The sequence below is a fragment of the Actinocorallia sp. API 0066 genome (assembly GCF_020991275.1).
Lineage (GTDB): Bacteria > Actinomycetota > Actinomycetes > Streptosporangiales > Streptosporangiaceae > Actinocorallia.
Map to the genome: position 1 here is coordinate 392280 of NZ_JAJLQY010000001.1, position 16982 is coordinate 409261.

General features: G+C 71.2%; 15 protein-coding genes. 5 read left to right on the forward strand and 10 right to left on the reverse strand.

The features are described 5' to 3' along the window. Positions 1-10: 10 nt before the first annotated feature. The 5 genes from LO762_RS01760 to LO762_RS01780 are packed head-to-tail and all read right to left on the reverse strand — an operon-like array spanning position 11 to position 6614. Positions 11-1399 (reverse strand): FHA domain-containing protein, encoded by a 1389-nt coding sequence (locus tag LO762_RS01760; RefSeq protein ID WP_230611858.1) that lies wholly within the window; start codon positions 1397-1399, stop codon positions 11-13. Beyond that, on the reverse strand, positions 1387-2076 hold the full coding sequence (locus LO762_RS01765) for a 4Fe-4S single cluster domain-containing protein (RefSeq protein WP_230611860.1): 690 nt from the start codon (positions 2074-2076) through the stop codon (positions 1387-1389). The genes LO762_RS01760 and LO762_RS01765 overlap by 13 nt, the downstream gene beginning before the upstream one ends. Beyond that, complete coding sequence (locus tag LO762_RS01770; RefSeq protein ID WP_230611862.1) at positions 2073-3896, reverse strand: AAA family ATPase; 1824 nt, start codon at positions 3894-3896, stop codon at positions 2073-2075. The genes LO762_RS01765 and LO762_RS01770 overlap by 4 nt, the downstream gene beginning before the upstream one ends. Beyond that, positions 3886-4998 (reverse strand): response regulator receiver protein, encoded by a 1113-nt coding sequence (locus LO762_RS01775; RefSeq protein ID WP_230611863.1) that lies wholly within the window; start codon positions 4996-4998, stop codon positions 3886-3888. The genes LO762_RS01770 and LO762_RS01775 overlap by 11 nt, the downstream gene beginning before the upstream one ends. A gap of 44 nt (positions 4999-5042) precedes the next feature. Further along, positions 5043-6614, reverse strand: a complete 1572-nt coding sequence (locus LO762_RS01780; RefSeq protein ID WP_230611865.1) for a serine/threonine-protein kinase — start codon at positions 6612-6614, stop codon at positions 5043-5045. Positions 6615-6870: 256 nt separating this feature from the next. Between LO762_RS01780 and LO762_RS01785 the strand changes: the two genes are divergently transcribed. Both LO762_RS01785 and LO762_RS01790 read left to right on the forward strand, forming a co-directional pair. After that, complete coding sequence (locus tag LO762_RS01785) at positions 6871-7968, forward strand: glycosyltransferase (RefSeq protein ID WP_230611867.1); 1098 nt, start codon at positions 6871-6873, stop codon at positions 7966-7968. A gap of 56 nt (positions 7969-8024) precedes the next feature. Continuing rightward, entirely contained in the window at positions 8025-8318 is a 294-nt protein-coding gene (locus LO762_RS01790) for a hypothetical protein (RefSeq protein WP_230611869.1), read from the forward strand. 6 nt (positions 8319-8324) lie between these two features. On the opposite strand, the gene LO762_RS33300 is transcribed toward LO762_RS01790, so the two are convergent. Beyond that, on the reverse strand, positions 8325-8900 hold the full coding sequence (locus LO762_RS33300; protein WP_230611871.1) for a DUF4282 domain-containing protein: 576 nt from the start codon (positions 8898-8900) through the stop codon (positions 8325-8327). A gap of 231 nt (positions 8901-9131) precedes the next feature. On the opposite strand from LO762_RS33300, the gene LO762_RS01800 reads away from it, so the two are divergent. The 3 genes from LO762_RS01800 to LO762_RS01810 are packed head-to-tail and all read left to right on the forward strand — an operon-like array spanning position 9132 to position 12624. After that, a complete protein-coding gene (locus LO762_RS01800; protein ID WP_230612810.1) occupies positions 9132-9962 on the forward strand; it encodes a hypothetical protein in 831 nt (276 codons plus the stop codon). A gap of 8 nt (positions 9963-9970) precedes the next feature. Then, positions 9971-11854 (forward strand): fumarate reductase/succinate dehydrogenase flavoprotein subunit, encoded by a 1884-nt coding sequence (locus LO762_RS01805; protein ID WP_230611873.1) that lies wholly within the window; start codon positions 9971-9973, stop codon positions 11852-11854. Continuing rightward, positions 11854-12624 carry a succinate dehydrogenase/fumarate reductase iron-sulfur subunit gene (locus LO762_RS01810; protein WP_230611875.1) on the forward strand — a complete coding sequence of 257 codons (771 nt, stop codon included), beginning with the start codon at positions 11854-11856 and terminating at the stop codon, positions 12622-12624. The genes LO762_RS01805 and LO762_RS01810 overlap by 1 nt, the downstream gene beginning before the upstream one ends. 70 nt (positions 12625-12694) lie before the next feature. Here LO762_RS01810 and LO762_RS01815 read toward each other — a convergent pair whose 3' ends face one another. The 4 genes from LO762_RS01815 to LO762_RS01830 all read right to left on the reverse strand — a co-directional run bounded on the left by LO762_RS01815 (position 12695) and on the right by LO762_RS01830 (position 16796). Further along, positions 12695-13213: a hypothetical protein gene (locus LO762_RS01815; protein WP_230611877.1), complete on the reverse strand. Its 519-nt coding sequence runs from the start codon at positions 13211-13213 to the stop codon at positions 12695-12697. A 185-nt stretch (positions 13214-13398) separates the two neighbouring features. Further along, entirely contained in the window at positions 13399-14139 is a 741-nt protein-coding gene (locus LO762_RS01820; protein ID WP_230611879.1) for a succinate dehydrogenase/fumarate reductase iron-sulfur subunit, read from the reverse strand. 15 nt (positions 14140-14154) lie between these two features. After that, positions 14155-16107: a fumarate reductase/succinate dehydrogenase flavoprotein subunit gene (locus LO762_RS01825; protein ID WP_230611881.1), complete on the reverse strand. Its 1953-nt coding sequence runs from the start codon at positions 16105-16107 to the stop codon at positions 14155-14157. After that, positions 16107-16796, reverse strand: a complete 690-nt coding sequence (locus LO762_RS01830) for a succinate dehydrogenase cytochrome b subunit (RefSeq protein ID WP_308103179.1) — start codon at positions 16794-16796, stop codon at positions 16107-16109. Before LO762_RS01830 ends, LO762_RS01825 begins: the two co-directional genes overlap by 1 nt. Positions 16797-16982 lie beyond the last annotated feature (186 nt).

Consider the following 16982-nt stretch of genomic DNA (forward strand, 5'->3'; position numbering starts at 1 on the left):
CGTCGCCGGGTCAGGTGAGGTGGACGGTGCCGGTGACGTCGGCGGCCAGCCGTAGCGAGTCGCCGTCCTGGAGGAACGCCTCGACGCCGGGGGAGAGCCGCTCGCCGTTGACGAACGTGCCGTTGGTGGAGCGCTCGTCGCGCACCTTGGCGACGCCGGACGGGTCGAGCCACACCGTCGCGTGCTTGCGCGACACGTTGTCGTACTGGGTGAAGGTCGAGGCGGCGGGTGACTGGCCCGCGTCCCGGCCCAGGATGAGCTGCTGGCCGATGGTCACCTTGAGCTCGCCGGTGGGGAACGCGAGGCGCAGCGTCGGGCCTCCGCCGCCGGGCCGCAGCGGCTTCAGGCAGACGTTGCACTGGGTGGCCGCGGGGTTGACCAGCACGCTCTCGCAGTGCGGGCACATCGCGGCGGTGCTGTCGCCGTGCGGGGGCTGCTGGCGGTGCTCCGGCGGGACGAGCGTGCCGTCCCGCGCGGGCGGCGGGTCGAGCGGGCCGCGGCGGCCGTACGGGTCCTGGGGCTGGCCGTAGCCGCCGCCCTGGGGCGGCTGCCCGTAACCCTGCTGGGGCTGGCCGTAGGGGTCGGCGGCGGGCTGCCCGTAGCCCTGCTGCGGCTGCGCGTACGGGTCCTGCCCGCCCTGCGGGGGCTGGCCGCCGTAGCCGCCGCCCTGCGGGGGCTGCCCGTACCCCTGCTGCGGCTGCGCGTACGGATCCTGGCCCTGGGCGTACGGGTCCTGGCCCTGCGGGGGCTGGTTGCCGTACTGGCCGCCCTGGGGCTGCTGCCCGTAGCCCTGCTGCGGCTGTGCGTAGGGGTCCTGCCCGCCCTGCGGGGGCTGGCCGTAGCCGCCGCCCTGCTGCGGGGGCTGGCCGCCGTAGCCGCCGCCCTGCGCGGGCGCCGCGTACGGGTCCTGGCCGCCCTGGGGCTGGCCGTAGGGATCCTGGCCCTGGGGCTGGGCGTACGGTTCCTGGCCCTGCGGGGGGGCCGCGTACGGGTCCTGGGGCTGCTGCTGGCCGTAGCCGCCCTGCGGGGGCTGCCCGTAGCCCTGCTGGGGCTGGCCGTAGGGGTCGGCGGCGGGCTGCCCGTACCCGCCTCCCTGCGGCTGCGCGTAGGGGTCCTGGTTACCGTACTGGCCGCCCTGGCCGCCCTGGCCGCCCTGGGGCTGCTGCCCGTAGCCCTGCTGCGGCTGTGCGTACGGGTCCTGCCCGCCCTGCGGGGGCTGGCCGCCGTAACCGCCGCCCTGCGGGGGCTGCCCGTACCCCTGCTGCGGCTGGCCGTAGGAGTCGGAGGGCTGCTGCGGGCGCCGCCGCCGGCCGCGGGTGAGGTTGTTCCCGCAGGTCAGGCAGATCAGATCGCCCGGGTTGTGCGGGGTCTGGCAGACCTCGCAGGTCAGAGTCTCCATGACGCCTCCCCGGCTCGTACTCCGGCCCCGTCCAGCACCGCGCTCAGACGATCCATGTCGCCTCGGCGCGGGATGCCGATGTAATACACCCGCCGTCCTTCCGCACCGTCCTCGACGCACACCTGCATGCGCCGCCCGTTGTGTCCCTCGTGTTCGTACCGTTTCCTGCCGAGCGCAGTCAGCGGGACGAGCCTCTGGTTCGCCGACCCCCGGAGCGGGGAGCCGTCGTCGAGCCGTTCCACGTACGGCCCCGTCACCACAGCGTCGCACAGTTCCAGGATGTTCCGCGACTCCGGGACGCGGGACAACCGTGAGCTTACATATCCGGAAAAAACGAGGATGTCCAACTCGCGTGACCCGCGCCACACGTGGATGCCCCGCAACAGCGCCAACAGGGCCGCTGGCTGCTGGAACGGCTCCCCGCCGGAGATCGTGACCCCGTCGACGGGCGGGAGTCCGTCGAGCCAGCCGAGCACCTCCGCGACGGGCAGCAGCCGGCTGTCGTCGGCGGGCCACGTGTCGGTGGACAGGCACCCGGGGCACGCGAGCGTGCAGCCCTGGAACCAGATGCCCGCCCGGACTCCGGGGCCCAGCGCCGTCACCGGGTGGTGCGTCTTCGCGAGCCGCAGAAGCACGTCCCCGGCGTCGGGAGGGTCGGCGGTGGACGGCCCGGTCATGGGGCGATGTCGAGTTCGGCGATGCTGCCCTCACGCTTGATCCCCTGCACGGTGATCTCCTCTCCTGCCTGAAGGTCCCGTTCGAACAGCGCGCGCGCGAGCGGGTTGACGAAGTGGGCCTCCAGGGCCATGCCGATGCCCCGGCCGCCCTTGTCCAGCTCCGCCGTGCACCACTCGCGCAGCGTCCCCAGCACCTCGGACTTGACGGCGAGGGAGACGCGGTGCTCCTCGGTGACGCGGCGGCAGATGTTCTCCAGCTGGAGGTCGAAGATCTTCGACGCGGCCTCGGCGCCGATGAAGTTGAACACGATGATGTTGTCGCCGAGCCGGTTGAGCAGCTCGGGCCGGTTCAGCACGGCGGTGAAGTGGTCGGAGATGGCGCCCTTGATCCGGTGCTCGATCTCCGCGTACCCCAGGCCGGGGATCACCTTGGACGACCCCAGGTTCGAGGTGAAGATGAGGATGGACTCGGAGAAGTGGACGGTGTGGCCGCGCCCGTCGGTGAGGCGGCCGTCCTCCAGGATCTGGAGGAACTTGTCGAGGATGCGCGGGTGCGCCTTCTCGATCTCGTCGAAGAGGATCACCCGGAACGGGTCCTCCCGCACGGCGTTGGTGAGCTCGCCGCCCGCCTCGTGTCCGACGTAGCCGGGCGGGGAGCCGATGAGCCGGTCGCCGGCCTGCTCGGCGGAGAACTCCGACATGTCGAACCGCAGGTAGGCGCCGTCGTCGCCGAACACCAGCGAGGTGATCGCCTTGGCCAGCTCGGTCTTGCCGGTGCCCGTCGGCCCGGCGAAGAACAGCACGCCGCGCGGCCGTGAGCCGGACTTGGTGGCCTGCGCGCCCGAAAGCCCGAGCACGGCCCGCTTGAGGATGTCGAGGGTCTTGGTGACGGCCTGGGGCTGCCCCAGGACCCGTTCGGGGACCCGCTTCTCCCCGTCCAGGACGCGCTTGCGCAGGTGGCCGCGCGACCACGGGTTGTCCAGCACGCCGAGCTTGTAGGTGCGGACGGCGTCGGGCAGGTCGGCGAGGTCGACGTTCTGCTCCTTGGCCAGCCGGGTGACCTCGATCATCGACTGGAGGGTGAGGCCGTCGGCCTGCTCGGCGAACGCGTCGCAGGCGTCGGCCGCGGCCTGGTCCTCGTTGGGGTCGGCGGCGAAGGCGCGGGCCAGCAGCCGTGCGGTCTGCTGACGGTCGCCCAGGTGCGGCCGAGGTAGGGCGATCTCGCGTATCGCGTCGTTCCCGGCCACCAGCCAGGACGGCAGGTCGCCCGGCCGCTCGGCCAGCCAGATGATCGGGTTGTAGAACGGCTTCGGCCTGATGCCGGGCGCCCGGACCGGCCGCGCGGTGCGGGCCAGCTTCTCGCAGAACCGGAAGAAGTCGCGCTCGGCGGGCTGCAGGTCGGTCGCCGACGCGGCGATCCGCGACGCGCCCTCGATGAGGAACGCGGCGCGCACCTGCTCGGCGGGGCGCGCCAGCGCCGCCAGATGCTTGGTGAGGCCCTCGAGCGACGGCTTGGGGTCCCACTTGCCGAGCAGCTTCCCGGCGGCCTCCAGCGCGTCCTCGTCGTCCGGGTGGACGCGCAGGCCGTCGACGGGGTCGTAGCTGAGCAGGCAGGACATGCCGCTCGACTGGAGCGCCTCCCACAGCAGCTCGCGCAGCGGCAGGAGCGCGATCTCGCCGCCGTTGGGGAACAGGAAGCTGTCGTAGAGGTTGCCCGACAGGACGTACTGCGAATGCACGGACAGGGTGGCGTCGAGTTCGCGGATGAACGGAGGCCAGCCCGTCAGTCGGCCGCCCAAGGTCGGCTGTTCATTGCTCAACGTGGCGTTCCTTCGGCTTCTGCCGCTTGCGGCGTGCTTGTGTCACTGATTCTCCCGTGACGGGAAGCTGTTCCGCGCCGGGTTCCAGCCGCCAGGTGACGGCCATGCCGAGGCCGCCCGCGGCGAGCCGCTCCCTGGCCTCCTCGAACGCCTCGCACCAGGCGCGTTCCCGTTCGGCGTCCCTGCGGCGGTCGTCCTCGCTCTCGGGGGGACGGGTGCGCAGCATCTTGGCCCGCAGCGTCCCGTCCTCCAGGCGCATCCTGACCGCCTGGTCCGGCCACTCACCGCGGGTGAGGACGAGGCCGCCGTCGTCGGCGGTGCGCGTCTCGAAGCCGGTGTCCACCTCGTAGCCGAGGTCCTCGAACGCCTTGGTGACGCTCTCCAGGACGTACCGCCTCTCGGCCTCCGCCTGCGCGACGCGTTCCTGTTCGGCCATCCACGCCTTCACGCGCGCGCGCTCGGCCCGGGTGTTCTCGTTGGCGTCCTGCACGCGCAGCCTTACCTCGCTGAGGAGGCTCTCGGCTTCGGCGTCCGTGGGGGCTCCGGCTACTCGGGCGGCGGCCTCGTGGACCCGTCCCCGGTCGGCGTCGGACGCGTCGGGCAGCAGCCGGGCCAGGACCCGCGCCAGATCGGCGGTGCGGTCGGCGGCGCGGTCGCGCGGCGCCGCCGTCTCCCGCGCGACGAGATCGGCCGCGACGACGTCGGCGAGCCTTGCGGCGAGGGCTTTCTCGGCCTCGTCGAGCGCCCGGTCCACGGCGGCGCACCACTCGACGACCTCCTCATAGGACCTGTCCATGAGGTCGAGCTCTTCGGGCAGCGGCAAGGCGACCGCGGCACCGTGCGCGCGCGCTGCCTCGTGCACGGTGTCGCGCAGGGCGCGCACCCGCGCGTTGCGGTCCACCGCCTCGCGCAGCGCCCGCTCGTGGCGTTCCAGGGCGGCGAGCGCCTCGGCGCGGGCGCCCGCCTTCTTCTCGGCGAGCGCGGCGAACGCCTCGGCGCCCTTGGCCGCGGCCCCCGCGCCCGCGCCGAGCAGCCGGTTCGTGCCGAGACTGGCGATCACCGCCGCGTCCAGCACGATCTCGGCTTCCACACCACTGCTCATCTACCGCTCTCTCCCTGGGACGGCCGCCTCATGATTCCGTCCGGTCAGTCTCCTATGACTTCGGCGCGGCGTGCGGAGTTCGCGGTCCGCCAACGGTGCGCGCGCAGACCGCCGCCCACGGCGTGCGCCACGGTGCCGACCGCGATCGCCAGAAGCCAGAGCATCCAGGCGAGCGCGCTCAGGGCCGACAGCAGGAGCAGGAGCAGCAGAAGCGGGATCGTCGCGGCCAGCAGGGCGAGCCCGCACCCGCGCGCGCCGGTGCGCTGCGCCGTCGCCGACATCGCCCGCGACGTCTTGGACAGCCCGCCCCCGGTGAGCCGGGCCGCCTTCGCCAGCGTCGCCCACGGCCCCTCGACGAGGTAGTCGCTGCCCTGCCGGGACGCCAGCGCGACCTCCACCGCGCAGGACACCAGCCACGCGGCGACCGCCGCGGTGAGGAGCAGCCCGAGCGGGACGGGCATCTTCTGCACCTCGTTGACGGCGCGCACCCGGTCCGGCTCGCCGCCGAACAGCGCCTCGACGGCGACGCTCCCGGCCGTCCACAGCGCAAGGAACGGCAGCGACCACAGCACCGCCCGCACGCGTGCCCTACCGGCGCCCGCCTTACGGGCGCTCTCCTTCTGCTCCCACAGGGCGCGCCGTCCTTCGGCGCGGTAAGCGTCCTCGGCCGCTTTCAGCTCCGGAGACGGCGCCACCCGCTGCGGTTCGGGAGGCCGCGCCTCGGGCACCCGGACGACGGGCGCGGCCGCCTCGGCGTGCACGGGCGGGGTCTCGCCGCGCAGCCACGCGGTGACCTCCGGGTACCCCCAGCGGTGCCGCGGGTCGCGGGTGAGCAGGCCGCGGCACAGCAGCCGCAGGTGCGGGTCGTCGACGTCGGTGTTGTCGATCGGCCGGGTCGCCAGATGGTCGACGACGACCGTCTCGCTCATCCCGTCGAACGGCGCGCGGCCGGTGACGAGCTCCCGCGCGATCATCCCGAGCGACCACCAGTCGCGCGCGGGGGAGACCTGCCCTGACAGCGACTCGGGCGCCGCGTAGGCGAGCGTGCGCGACGACGACGCGAACACGACGCTCTGCTCCAGCACCCGGCTCAGCCCGAAGTCGGTGATGACAAGATCGGCGCCCCGCACGAGCACGTTCTCCGGCTTCAGGTCGCGGTGCACGATGCCCGCGTCGTGCAGCGCCTTCAGCCCGTCGGCGAGCTGTGCTACGACGGCGGTCGGATCGACCCTGGCCGCGCGGGTGAGCCGTCGGAGGTTCCCCTCCGGCAGGTACTCCATGATCTCGTAGTCGCGCCCGTCGGCGTGCCCGGTCTCCAGCACCCGCACCACGTGCCGCGACCGCAGCCGCGGCACCTGCTCCCACACCGCGGGATCCGCCCGGTACCCCCGCCGGTAGATCTTCACGACGTACCGGCCGTCGGCGTCCCCGACGTCCCTGACCAGCAGCAGATCCGACTCGGCCCCCTGGACCGGCAGTTCCCCCTCGGCCCTGAACCGTCCCGCCAACACCCCCGGCAGCCGGATGAGCCCTTCGCCGGGAGCGCCCGCCTCCGGGCCGGCTCCGTCCCGACTGGTAACCCCCGGATCCCGTCGCGTCCACTGCGGGTCGTCCACGCCGAGAGCCTATCGCGCCCCACCCCCGCCCCCCGGCTCACTTCCCCGACATCCCACACTTCCCCGGCACTTCTGGAGCGGCCCGTCGAGATGGGGATTGTCGGGAATGCGGGGTAGCGGGAGGGGTGGGTGGTTAGGGTGGGAGCGGGCGTCCGGGATGTGTGACGTGGCGGGCCGCGTCGGTGTTCCGGGTGGGGACAGGGCGGGCCGGGGGTGGCGGGCAGATGGCTTGGCGGCGGCGATGAGGGTGCTGTACGTGAGTCCCTACGAGGCGTCCGATCCGCGGGGGCCGCATGACGACGTCGCCGGGTACACGCGGGTGTTGGCGCGGGCGGTGGAACGGCTCGGGCACACCACCGGGGTGCTCGCCGTGCGGGAGCCCGTAGGGGGACGGGCTCCGGAGGTGGTCGGGGTGCTCGGCCAGGACGTCGTCGACGGGTTCCGGCCCGACCTCGTGCACGTCCAGTTCACCGCTGGCGCCTACGCCGGGCGGTACCGGGCGCTGCTGCGGCTGCTCGACCTGCTTGCCGAGCGGGGCGTCCCGGTGGTGCTGACCGCGCACGCCGTCGGCCGCGACCTCGGCGTGCTGCGCCTGCCCGGCCGCGTCCTGTACCGGAGGATCGCCGCCCGGTGCGCCACGCTCGTCGCGCACTCGCGGGACGCCGCACGGCAGCTCTCCCTGCTCGATCCGGCGGTGCCCGTCACCGTCGTGCCGCACTTCTGCCTGCCGCCCGAGCGGTCCGCCGTCACCGCCGACGCCCTGCGCGAACGGCACGGTCTGGGCGACGCGCCGGTGCTGCTCGCCTTCGGCTTCCTGCACCCCGACAAGGGCCTCGCCGACCTCGTCAGCGCGCTCGGCCTGCTCGGCGGCGACGCCAGGCTCGTCGTCGCGGGCGGCGTGCGGCGGCGCACCGGCCCGGCCCGCCTCGCCGAGGCGCGCGACCTGCTGCACGTGCGCCGGGTGCGGCGGCTCGTCGCGCGCGAACGGCTCGACGGACGTGTCGTCTTCACCGGGTACGTGCCGCCGGCGGAGGTCGGCGCCTGGTTCGCCGTCGCCGACGTGGTGGTGCTGCCGTACCGCAGGGCGGTCCGCACCGGCGTCGCCCGGCTGGCGCTCGCCGCGCACCGGCCCGTCGTCGCCACCACCGTCGGGGCGCTGCCGGAGCTGTTCGGCCGCCGCACCGTGCCGCCCCGCTCGCCCGCCGCGCTCGCGGAGACCGTCAACGGGCTGCTGTACGCGCCGGGCCTGCCGCTGCCCGAGCTGGGCCCCGGACCGGACGAGGCGGCGGCGCGCACCGAGACGCTGTACGAGCGGACGCTGCGGCCCGGTGAGGAACCCCTTGCGCGGAGGTGACGGAGTACGCAACGGAGTCGACCGACAGCGGTCCGCACCCCTAGGATGCGCGGTCTATGAGCGATGAGGGGACCGCCCACCACGGGTACAGCGCGAGCGGCAGCGCGCACCGGCCGAACTACGACGCCGTCCTGGAGCTCATCCGCTGCAAGGCTCCGGGCTGCGGCTTCCGCGGCGACCGCACCGCGTTCGGCGCGCATCTGGCCGAACTCGGCCTGTGCCGGGACTGCTGGGGCCTGGGCGTCATCAAGATCCGCCGACTGGCCAGCTACGACCACGACTGCGCGACGTGCGGCGGCACCGGCCGCCGCGCCAGGGCCCGCAGACGCCGCCTCACCCGGCGCGGCTGACCCGCCTCACCGCTGCCCGGTGCTCCGCCGGATCTTCTGCAGCTCCTCGGTGATCTTGAACTGGTTGATCACGAACTCCAGCGCCAGCCTGACCATGACGACCTGGAAGATCCAGGTGAGCGGGGCGACGACGCACGCGATGACGAGCGGCCAGGCCGAGGCGTCCTCGTACGGGTTGTTGCCGCCGAGTCCCCAGATGAACAGGAACAGCCCGATGCTGAAGAGCGTGATGATAACGAGCGACAGTATGTAGAAGCCCCGGATGAGCATCGGGGTGACCATCGCGTCGAACCTGGTGTCCAGCAGCGAGCCGAAGAAGCCCCTGCGCCGGACGGGCGGCGGCCCCGCGGGCGGGCGCGGGTCGCCCTGCGGCGGGAGGACGGGCTGGGGCCCGGTGTGCTGGGGGCCGCCCTGCTGCCACTGCGGCGGCGGGCCGGGGGGCCGCTGCGGCCCGGGGGGCGTCGGCCCGGGGGGCGTCGGCCCGGGGGGCGCCTGCGGCGGCGGCGTCTGCTGCGGTGGCGTGTCGGGGCGGACGCCGTACTGGTGCGGGTTGAAGCGCGGCTGCTCCGGCGGGGTAGTCACCCCCCAACCTTAGGACGCGCGGGCCCGGTGGCGGGTTAGGTAGGGGAGCGAATAGGTAGTCACGGATGTCCGGAAACAATGCCGGGGTGGCTCGCTGTCCATAGCCCGGGGCTATCGAAGTGGGCGAAGCCCGCTGTGATGAGCATCACATTGGCCCGACCTGTTGTTAACTGTGTCACGTTTGTGAACGGCAGGCGTAGGGTCGCCATCCTGCACCCCGAGGAGGCGGCGATGGCGACGGTCGAGGCGCCCGCGAAGACGCGCGCGCAGATCAAGGAACGCACGTTCCGTACGGACGACTGGCGAAAATATCCCGTACTCACCTTTGTCTTCTTCACGGCATGGGTGGTGTACGCCACGGTTCGGGCGATGTGGGGCAGTGCCTTCTTCGTCCCGGAATACCACTACCTCACCCCCTTCTACTCGCCCTGCCTCAACGACGCCTGCTCCAGCGTGACGCTCGACGGGTACACCGGCAGCGCCGCCCTGTTCGGCACGTTCATCCCGGCGGGCGCCCCGTTCTTCATCCCCTACGCCCTGCTCTCCCTGCCGTTCCTGCTGCTCTTCCGGCTGACCTGCTACTACTACCGGAAGGCGTACTACCGCGCGTTCTGGCTCTCCCCCCAGGCGTGCGCAGTCCGTGAGCCGCACGCCAGGTACACGGGTGAGACCAGGTTCCCGCTGATCGGGCAGAACCTGCACCGGTACTTCTGGGTCGCCGCGGTGCTCATCTCCCTCATCAACACCTATGACGCGATCCTCGCGTTCCACGGCAAGGACGGCGGATTCGGCGTCGGCCTGGGCACGGTCATCCTCTGGGCGAACGTGACCCTGCTGTGGCTGTACACGCTGTCCTGCCACTCGTGCAGGCACGTGATGGGCGGCCGCCTGAAGAACTTCTCGAAGCACCCCGTCAGGTACCGGCTGTGGACCTGGATCTCGGCGATCAACACGCGGCACGGGACGTACGCGCTCATCACGCTCGTCTCCCTCGTCGTCGCCGACTTCTACGTGATGCTCGTGGCCAGCGACACCATCAACGACTTCCGCTTCTTCAACTGAAGGCCCTCATGACTGAACTCGAACGACACTCCTACGACGTCGTCGTCATCGGAGCCGGCGGCGCGGGACTGCGCGCCGCGATCGAGGCGCGGCTGCGCGGCAAGAAGGTCGCGGTCATCTCCAAGTCGCTGTTCGGCAAGGCGCACACCGTCATGGCCGAGGGCGGCGCGGCGGCGGCGATGGGCAACGTCAACTCGAACGACAACTGGCAGGTCCACTTCCGCGACACGATGCGCGGCGGCAAGTTCCTCAACAACTGGCGGATGGCCGAACTGCACGCCAGGGAGGCGCCCGACCGGGTCTGGGAGCTGGAGGCGTGGGGCGCGCTGTTCGACCGCACCAAGGACGGGCGGATCTCCCAGCGCAACTTCGGCGGCCACACCTACCCGCGCCTGGCGCACGTCGGCGACCGGACGGGCCTGGAGCTCATCCGCACCACCCAGCAGAAGATCGTCGCGCTCCAGCAGGAGGACCACGCCGAGACCGGCGACTACGAGGCCCGTATCAAGGTGTGGGCCGAGACGACCGTCACCCGGCTCCTCAAGGACGGCGACCGGATCTGCGGCGCGTTCGCCTATGTCCGCGAGACGGGCAGGTTCGTCGTGTTCGAGGCGCCCGCGGTGGTGCTGGCGACGGGCGGCATCGGCAAGGCGTTCAAGGTGACGTCGAACTCCTGGGAGTACACCGGCGACGGCCACGCGCTGGCCCTGCTGGCCGGGGCGACCCTCCTGAACATGGAGTTCATCCAGTTCCACCCGACGGGCATGGTCTGGCCGCCGTCGGTGAAGGGCATCCTGGTCACCGAGTCGGTGCGCGGCGACGGAGGCGTCCTCACCAACTCCGAGGGCAGGCGGTTCATGTTCGACTACATCCCGGACGTCTTCAAGGAGCAGTACGCGACGACGGAGGAGGAGGGCGACCGCTGGTACACCGACCCGGACAACAACCGCCGTCCGCCCGAGCTGCTGCCCAGGGACGAGGTCGCGCGTGCCATCAACGCCGAGGTGAAGGCCGGTAGGGGATCCCCGCAGGGCGGTGTCTTCCTTGACGTGTCGTCGCGGCTTCCGGCCGAGCAGATCATCAGGAAGCTCCCGTCGATGCACCACCAGTTCAAGGAGCTGGCGGACGTGGACATCACGAAGGAGCCGATGCAGGTGGGCCCGACGTGCCACTACGTCATGGGCGGCATCGAGGTCGATCCGGACACGGGCGCGGCGTCGGTGCCGGGCCTGTTCGCGGCGGGCGAGTGCTCGGGCGGCATGCACGGCTCCAACCGGCTCGGCGGCAACTCGCTGACCGACCTGCTGGTGTTCGGCAAGCGCGCGGGTGACGGCGCGGTGGACTACGTGGACGGGCTCGGCGCGCGCCCCGCCGTCCCGGAGGCCGAGGTCGAGGCGGCGACGGCCGAGGCGCTCGACCCGTTCACCCGCCCGGACGGCGAGAACCCCTACGCGGTGCACGCCGACCTCCAGGCGACGATGAACGAGCTGGTCGGCATCATCAGGACGGCCAAGGAGCTGGAGACGGCGCTGGAGGGCCTGGTCGGGCTGCGGCGGCGGATCGCGGAGGTCGGCGTGAAGGACGCCGGTCCCGGCGGGCGCGGCTACCACCCGGGCTGGCATCTGGCGTTGGACCTGCGCAACATGCTCATCGTCTCCGAGTGTGTCGCGAAGGCGGCGCTGGAGCGCGAGGAGTCGCGCGGCGGCCACACCCGGGAGGACTTCCCGGGCATGTCGCCGGAGTGGCGCAAGGTCAACCTGGTGTGCGAGCTGGCCGGGGACGGCGGGGTGGCGCTGCGCCGCCAGCCGATGCCGGCGATGCGGTCGGACCTCCTGGAGCTCTTCGAGACCGCGGAACTGAAGAAGTACCTCACCGAGGAGGAGCTGCCGTAATGGGTTACCTGGCCAAGTTCCGCGTGTGGCGCGGAGACAGCGGGCGAGGGGCGCTGGAGGACTTCGAGGTGGAGGTCAACGAGGGCGAGGTCGTCCTCGACGTCATCCACCGGCTCCAGGCGACGCAGACCCCCGACCTGGCGGTCCGCTGGAACTGCAAGGCGGGCAAGTGCGGCTCGTGCTCGGCGGAGATCAACGGCAAGCCCCGGCTGCTGTGCATGACCCGGATGTCCACGTTCACCCAGGACGAGGTGATCACCGTGACGCCGGTGCGGACGTTCCCCGTCATCCGCGACCTCGTCACCGACGTGTCGTTCAACTACGCGAAGGCGCGCGAGGTCCCGTCGTTCGACGGCGGCGACGTCGGGCCGGGCGAGTTCCGGATGAAGCAGATCGACGTGGAGCGCTCGCAGGAGTTCCGCAAGTGCATCGAGTGCTTCCTGTGCCAGAACGTGTGCCACGTGATCCGCGACCACGAGGACAACATGCCGGCCTACGCGGGTCCGCGTTTCCTCATGCGGGTCGCCGAGCTGGAGATGCACCCGGCCGACGTGCTGGACCGCCGTGAGATCGCCCAGGACGACTTCGGCCTGGGCCTGTGCAACATCACCAAGTGCTGCACCGAGGTCTGCCCCGAGCACATCAAGATCACCGACAACGCGCTGATTCCGATGAAGGAGCGCGTGGTGGGCCGCAAGTACGACCCCCTGGTGTGGCTCGGCAGCAAGATCGGCATTGTCCGCAAGCCCGACGACACACTCCCCGCCTGACCCTCCGCGACGCCGAAGGCCCCCGGTTCGCCGTGTTCACCGGGGGCCTTTCTCGTGCGCGCGTCGGGCCTCAGCGGGCGGCGACGGAGAGGGTGATGATGAGGTTGGCGAGCTTGCCCGCGGTGCGCTGGCCCTGGGCGTCCTTGAGGAGGGCGTCGAGGGTCCAGGCGACCTTCTTGTTCTGCACGGCGGTGGGGTCGCCGGGGGCGCGCGCGGCGGCCGGGTCGGGCTGCGGGGCGGTCGGGTCGGTGGGCAGCGGCCCGCCGATGATCTCCTCGATGACCCGGGTGACGATCACCTGGAGCTCGCCGAAGATCGCGTTCAGCTGCTCGGGCGGCAGCGTGAAGACGGCCTCGACGAGCAGGAAGAGCTGGGTGTAGTCGCCCGCGAGGATCTGCCGGGCGTACGCCTGGATGTCCGCGGGGAGGACCGCGAGGACCTCTTCGATGATCGCGTTGACGTCCGGTGCCGCGGCGGGCGCGCCGACCGGAATCCGCGGCGCCGCCTGCACCGGCGCGACCGCCGTCAGGGCGGGCGTGACGGCCAGGACCGCGGTGGCGGCCAAGAGCGCGGGCTTGCGAACCTTCACAGGGGGCTCCTCGTAACGAAGGGGGGGAGAGAGCCCGCCAAGCGTAGTGACAAGATCAGATAACAGGCAATACCTGCACGTTAACGGTACGGCCGCGACAGAAGCCACAAAGCTCAACAGAAGTGACAAAAGGGCGCCCGACCCGAAGGCCGGACGCCCTGACGCCCTGGACGGGCCGGAGAGCCCTACTTGCCGGAGGCGCTCAGCCAGTCCTTGTTCATCCGGCCGATGAACTCCAGCGGGATGCCCTTGGGGCAGGCCACGGTGCACTCGCCGGTGTTGGTGCAGCCGCCGAAGTCGAGGTCGTCGTGGGTCCGCACCATGTTGACGACGCGGTCGTCCCGCTCGGGCTGGCCCTGCGGGAGCAGGCCCAGGTGCGAGATCTTCGCGGACATGAACAGCGCGGCCGAGCCGTTCGGGCAGGCCGCCACGCAGGCGCCGCAGCCGATGCACTCGGCCGCGACGAACGCCTTGTCCGCGTCGGCCTTGGGCACCGGGGTGGCGTGCGCGTCGGGCGCGGTGCCGGTCGACGCGGAGATGTAGCCGCCCGCCTCGATGATCTTGTCGAACGCGCCGCGGTCCACGACCAGGTCCTTGACGACCGGGAACGCCTTGGCCCGCCACGGCTCGATGTCGATCGTCTCGCCGTCCTTGAACTTGCGCATGTGCAGCTGGCACGTCGTGGTGTTGCGCTCGGGGCCGTGCGGCTGGCCGTTGATGACCAGCGAACACATGCCGCAGATGCCCTCGCGGCAGTCGTGGTCGAACGCGACCGGCTCCTCGCCCTCGACGGCGAGGCGCTCGTTGAGCACGTCGAGCATCTCCAGGAACGACGCGTCCTCGGAGATGTCGTCGACCTCGTAGGTGACCATCCGGCCCTTGTCAGCCGCGTTCTTCTGACGCCAGATGCGGAGCTTCAGCTTCATGGGGTTGCGCGCCTCTTACTTGTAGGACCGGGTGCTCGGCTTGACGTACTCGAAGACGAGATCCTCCTTGTGGAGGACGGGGACGTCCCCGCCCGTCCACTCCCACGCCGCGGCGTAGGAGAAGTTCTCGTCGTCGCGCTTGGCCTCGCCGTCCTCGTCCTGGGACTCGGCCCGGAAGTGGCCGCCGCACGACTCGGTGCGGTGCAGCGCGTCGACGCACATGAGTTCGCCGAGTTCGAGGAAGTCCGCGACGCGGCCCGCCTTCTCCAGCGACTGGTTCAGGTCGTCGCCGGAGCCGGGGACGGTGACGTTCTTCCAGAAGTCGGCGCGCAGCTCGCGGATGAGGCCGATGGCCTTGCGCAGGCCCTCGTCGGTCCGCTCCATGCCGCAGTACTCCCACATGATGTGGCCGAGTTCGCGGTGGTAGGAGTCGACGGTGCGGCTGCCCTTGATGGACAGCAGCTTGTCGACCTGCGCCTGGACGCCGTCCACGGCCGCCTGGACGGTCTCGTCCGGGACGGAGGTCGCCGGGTTCCGGGCCAGGTAGTCGCCGACCGTCTGCGGGATGACGAAGTACCCGTCGGCCAGGCCCTGCATCAGCGCGGACGCGCCGAGCCGGTTGGCGCCGTGGTCGGAGAAGTTGGCCTCGCCGAGCACGAACAGGCCGGGGACGGTGGACTCCAGGTCGTAGTCCACCCACAGACCGCCCATGGTGTAGTGCACGGCCGGGTAGATGCGCATCGGCTGCTCGTACGGGTTCTCGCCCGTGATGCGCTCGTACATCTGGAAGAGGTTGTCGTACTTGGCTTCGACGGCCTTGAGGCCGAGCCGCTCGATGGCGTCGGAGAAGTCCAGGTAGACGCCGAGGCCGCCGGGGCCGACGCCCCGGCCCTCGTCGCAGACGTTCTTGGCGGCGCGCGAGGCGATGTCGCGCGGCACGAGGTTGCCGAACGCCGGGTAGATGCGCTCCAGGTAGTAGTCGCGCTCGTCCTCGGGGATGTCGGCGGCCTTGCGGGCGTCGCCCGCCTGCTTGGGCACCCACACGCGGCCGTCGTTGCGCAGCGACTCCGACATCAGGGTCAGCTTCGACTGGTGGTCGCCGGAGACCGGGATGCAGGTCGGGTGGATCTGCGTGTAGCACGGGTTCGCGAAGTACGCGCCGTGCTTGTGCGCGCGCCACGCGGCGGTGACGTTGGAGCCCATGGCGTTCGTCGACAGGAAGTAGACGTTGCCGTAGCCGCCGGTCGCGAGCACCACGACGTCCGCGGTGTAGGACTTGATCTCGCCGTTGACGAGGTTCCGCACGACGACGCCGCGCGCCTTGCCCTCGTGCATGATCAGGTCGAGCATCTCGTGCCGCGGGTGCAGTTCGACGTTGCCCGCGTCGACCTGCCGCATCAGCGCCTGGTAGGCGCCGAGCAGGAGCTGCTGGCCCGTCTGGCCGCGGGCGTAGAACGTCCGGGAGACCTGCGCGCCGCCGAAGGAGCGGTTGTCGAGCAGGCCGCCGTACTCGCGGGCGAACGGGACGCCCTGCGCGACGCACTGGTCGATGATCTGGGTGGAGACCTCGGCGAGGCGGTGCACGTTGGACTCGCGGGCGCGGAAGTCGCCGCCCTTGACGGTGTCGTAGAACAGCCGGTGCACCGAGTCGCCGTCGTTGCGGTAGTTCTTGGCGGCGTTGATGCCGCCCTGCGCGGCGATGGAGTGGGCGCGGCGCGGCGAGTCCTGGAAGCAGAACTGGATCACCTTGTAGCCGAGTTCGCCCAGGGTGGCGCCCGCGGAGCCGCCGGCGAGGCCGGTGCCGACGACGATCACCGTCTTCTTCCGCTTGTTGGCGGGGTTGACCAGCTTGACGTCGAACTTGCGCTGGGTCCAGCGGCGTTCGACCGGCAGGTCGTTCGGGGCCTTGGCGTCGGCGATCGGCGCACCGGACCGGTAGAACTCGGAAAGGTCAGGCGTCTCGGTCATTAGTCGACCACCCCCAGGGTCACGGAAATCGGAACGATCAGGAAGCCGACGGTGATCAGCGCGGCGAAACCGGTGGCGATGACGTTCAGCGCCTTGTCCTGTCGGGGGTTCTTCAGGCCGAGCGTCTGGACGGCGCTCACGAGGCCGTGCCGCAGGTGGAAGCCCAGCGAGACGACGGCCAGCACGTAGAAGAGCGTGATGTACCAGCGGTCGGGGGCGAAGCCCGCGACGACGTTCTGGTACGCCTCGCCGTGCACGCCGTGCGGGTTCACGGTGCCGACGGTGAGGTCGAGGATGTGCCAGACGATGAACAGCAGGATGATGACGCCGCCCCAGCGCATGGTGCGCGCGGCGTAGGAGCCGTTCACCTTGGCGCGGTGCTGGTACTTGACGGGCCGCGCGCGCTTGGCGCGGACGGTCAGTTCGGCGGCGGTGCTGAAGTGCAGGACGACGGCGGCGAGCAGCCCGAACCGCATGACCCACAGGAACCAGCCCTCGTGGAGTGCGGGCGCCCCGAGCGTGCGCAGCCAGGCGGCGTAGCCGTTGAACTCTTCGAGCCCGAAGAAGATCTTCAGGTTCCCGACCATGTGTCCGATGAGCCAGAGGACCATGAGCACGCCGGTGACGGCCATGATCGCTTTTTTGCCTACCGTCGAGCGGTAGAGGGAGGGGATCGACGCGATAGCCACGGTCGGGAACCGTACAAATCCGGCAACGGTTCGTCCAAGTCATCGAACATCTGGTTTCCATAGCCTGAAGCTATGGTCCCTTGCCCAGCGGGACTTTGGACCCTCGTGATCTTCCGGCCGGTGACGGAACTCACAGGTCACGGGGGAACCTTCCGATCACTCTACACTGCGTAGTACTACGACGCG

What these genes read in the sequence shown, in the direction of transcription:
- LO762_RS01775 (WP_230611863.1), bottom strand. Translation starts at nt 4,998, where the DNA reads ATGAGCAGTGGTGTGGAAGCCGAGATCGTGCTGGACGCGGCGGTGATC.
- LO762_RS01805 (WP_230611873.1), top strand. Translation starts at nt 9,971, where the DNA reads ATGACTGAACTCGAACGACACTCCTACGACGTCGTCGTCATCGGAGCC.
- LO762_RS01765 (WP_230611860.1), bottom strand. Translation starts at nt 2,076, where the DNA reads ATGACCGGGCCGTCCACCGCCGACCCTCCCGACGCCGGGGACGTGCTT.
- LO762_RS01810 (WP_230611875.1), top strand. Translation starts at nt 11,854, where the DNA reads ATGGGTTACCTGGCCAAGTTCCGCGTGTGGCGCGGAGACAGCGGGCGA.
- LO762_RS01800 (WP_230612810.1), top strand. Translation starts at nt 9,132, where the DNA reads ATGGCGACGGTCGAGGCGCCCGCGAAGACGCGCGCGCAGATCAAGGAA.
- LO762_RS01760 (WP_230611858.1), bottom strand. Translation starts at nt 1,399, where the DNA reads ATGGAGACTCTGACCTGCGAGGTCTGCCAGACCCCGCACAACCCGGGC.
- LO762_RS01825 (WP_230611881.1), bottom strand. Translation starts at nt 16,107, where the DNA reads ATGACCGAGACGCCTGACCTTTCCGAGTTCTACCGGTCCGGTGCGCCG.
- LO762_RS01790 (WP_230611869.1), top strand. Translation starts at nt 8,025, where the DNA reads ATGAGCGATGAGGGGACCGCCCACCACGGGTACAGCGCGAGCGGCAGC.
- LO762_RS01820 (WP_230611879.1), bottom strand. Translation starts at nt 14,139, where the DNA reads ATGAAGCTGAAGCTCCGCATCTGGCGTCAGAAGAACGCGGCTGACAAG.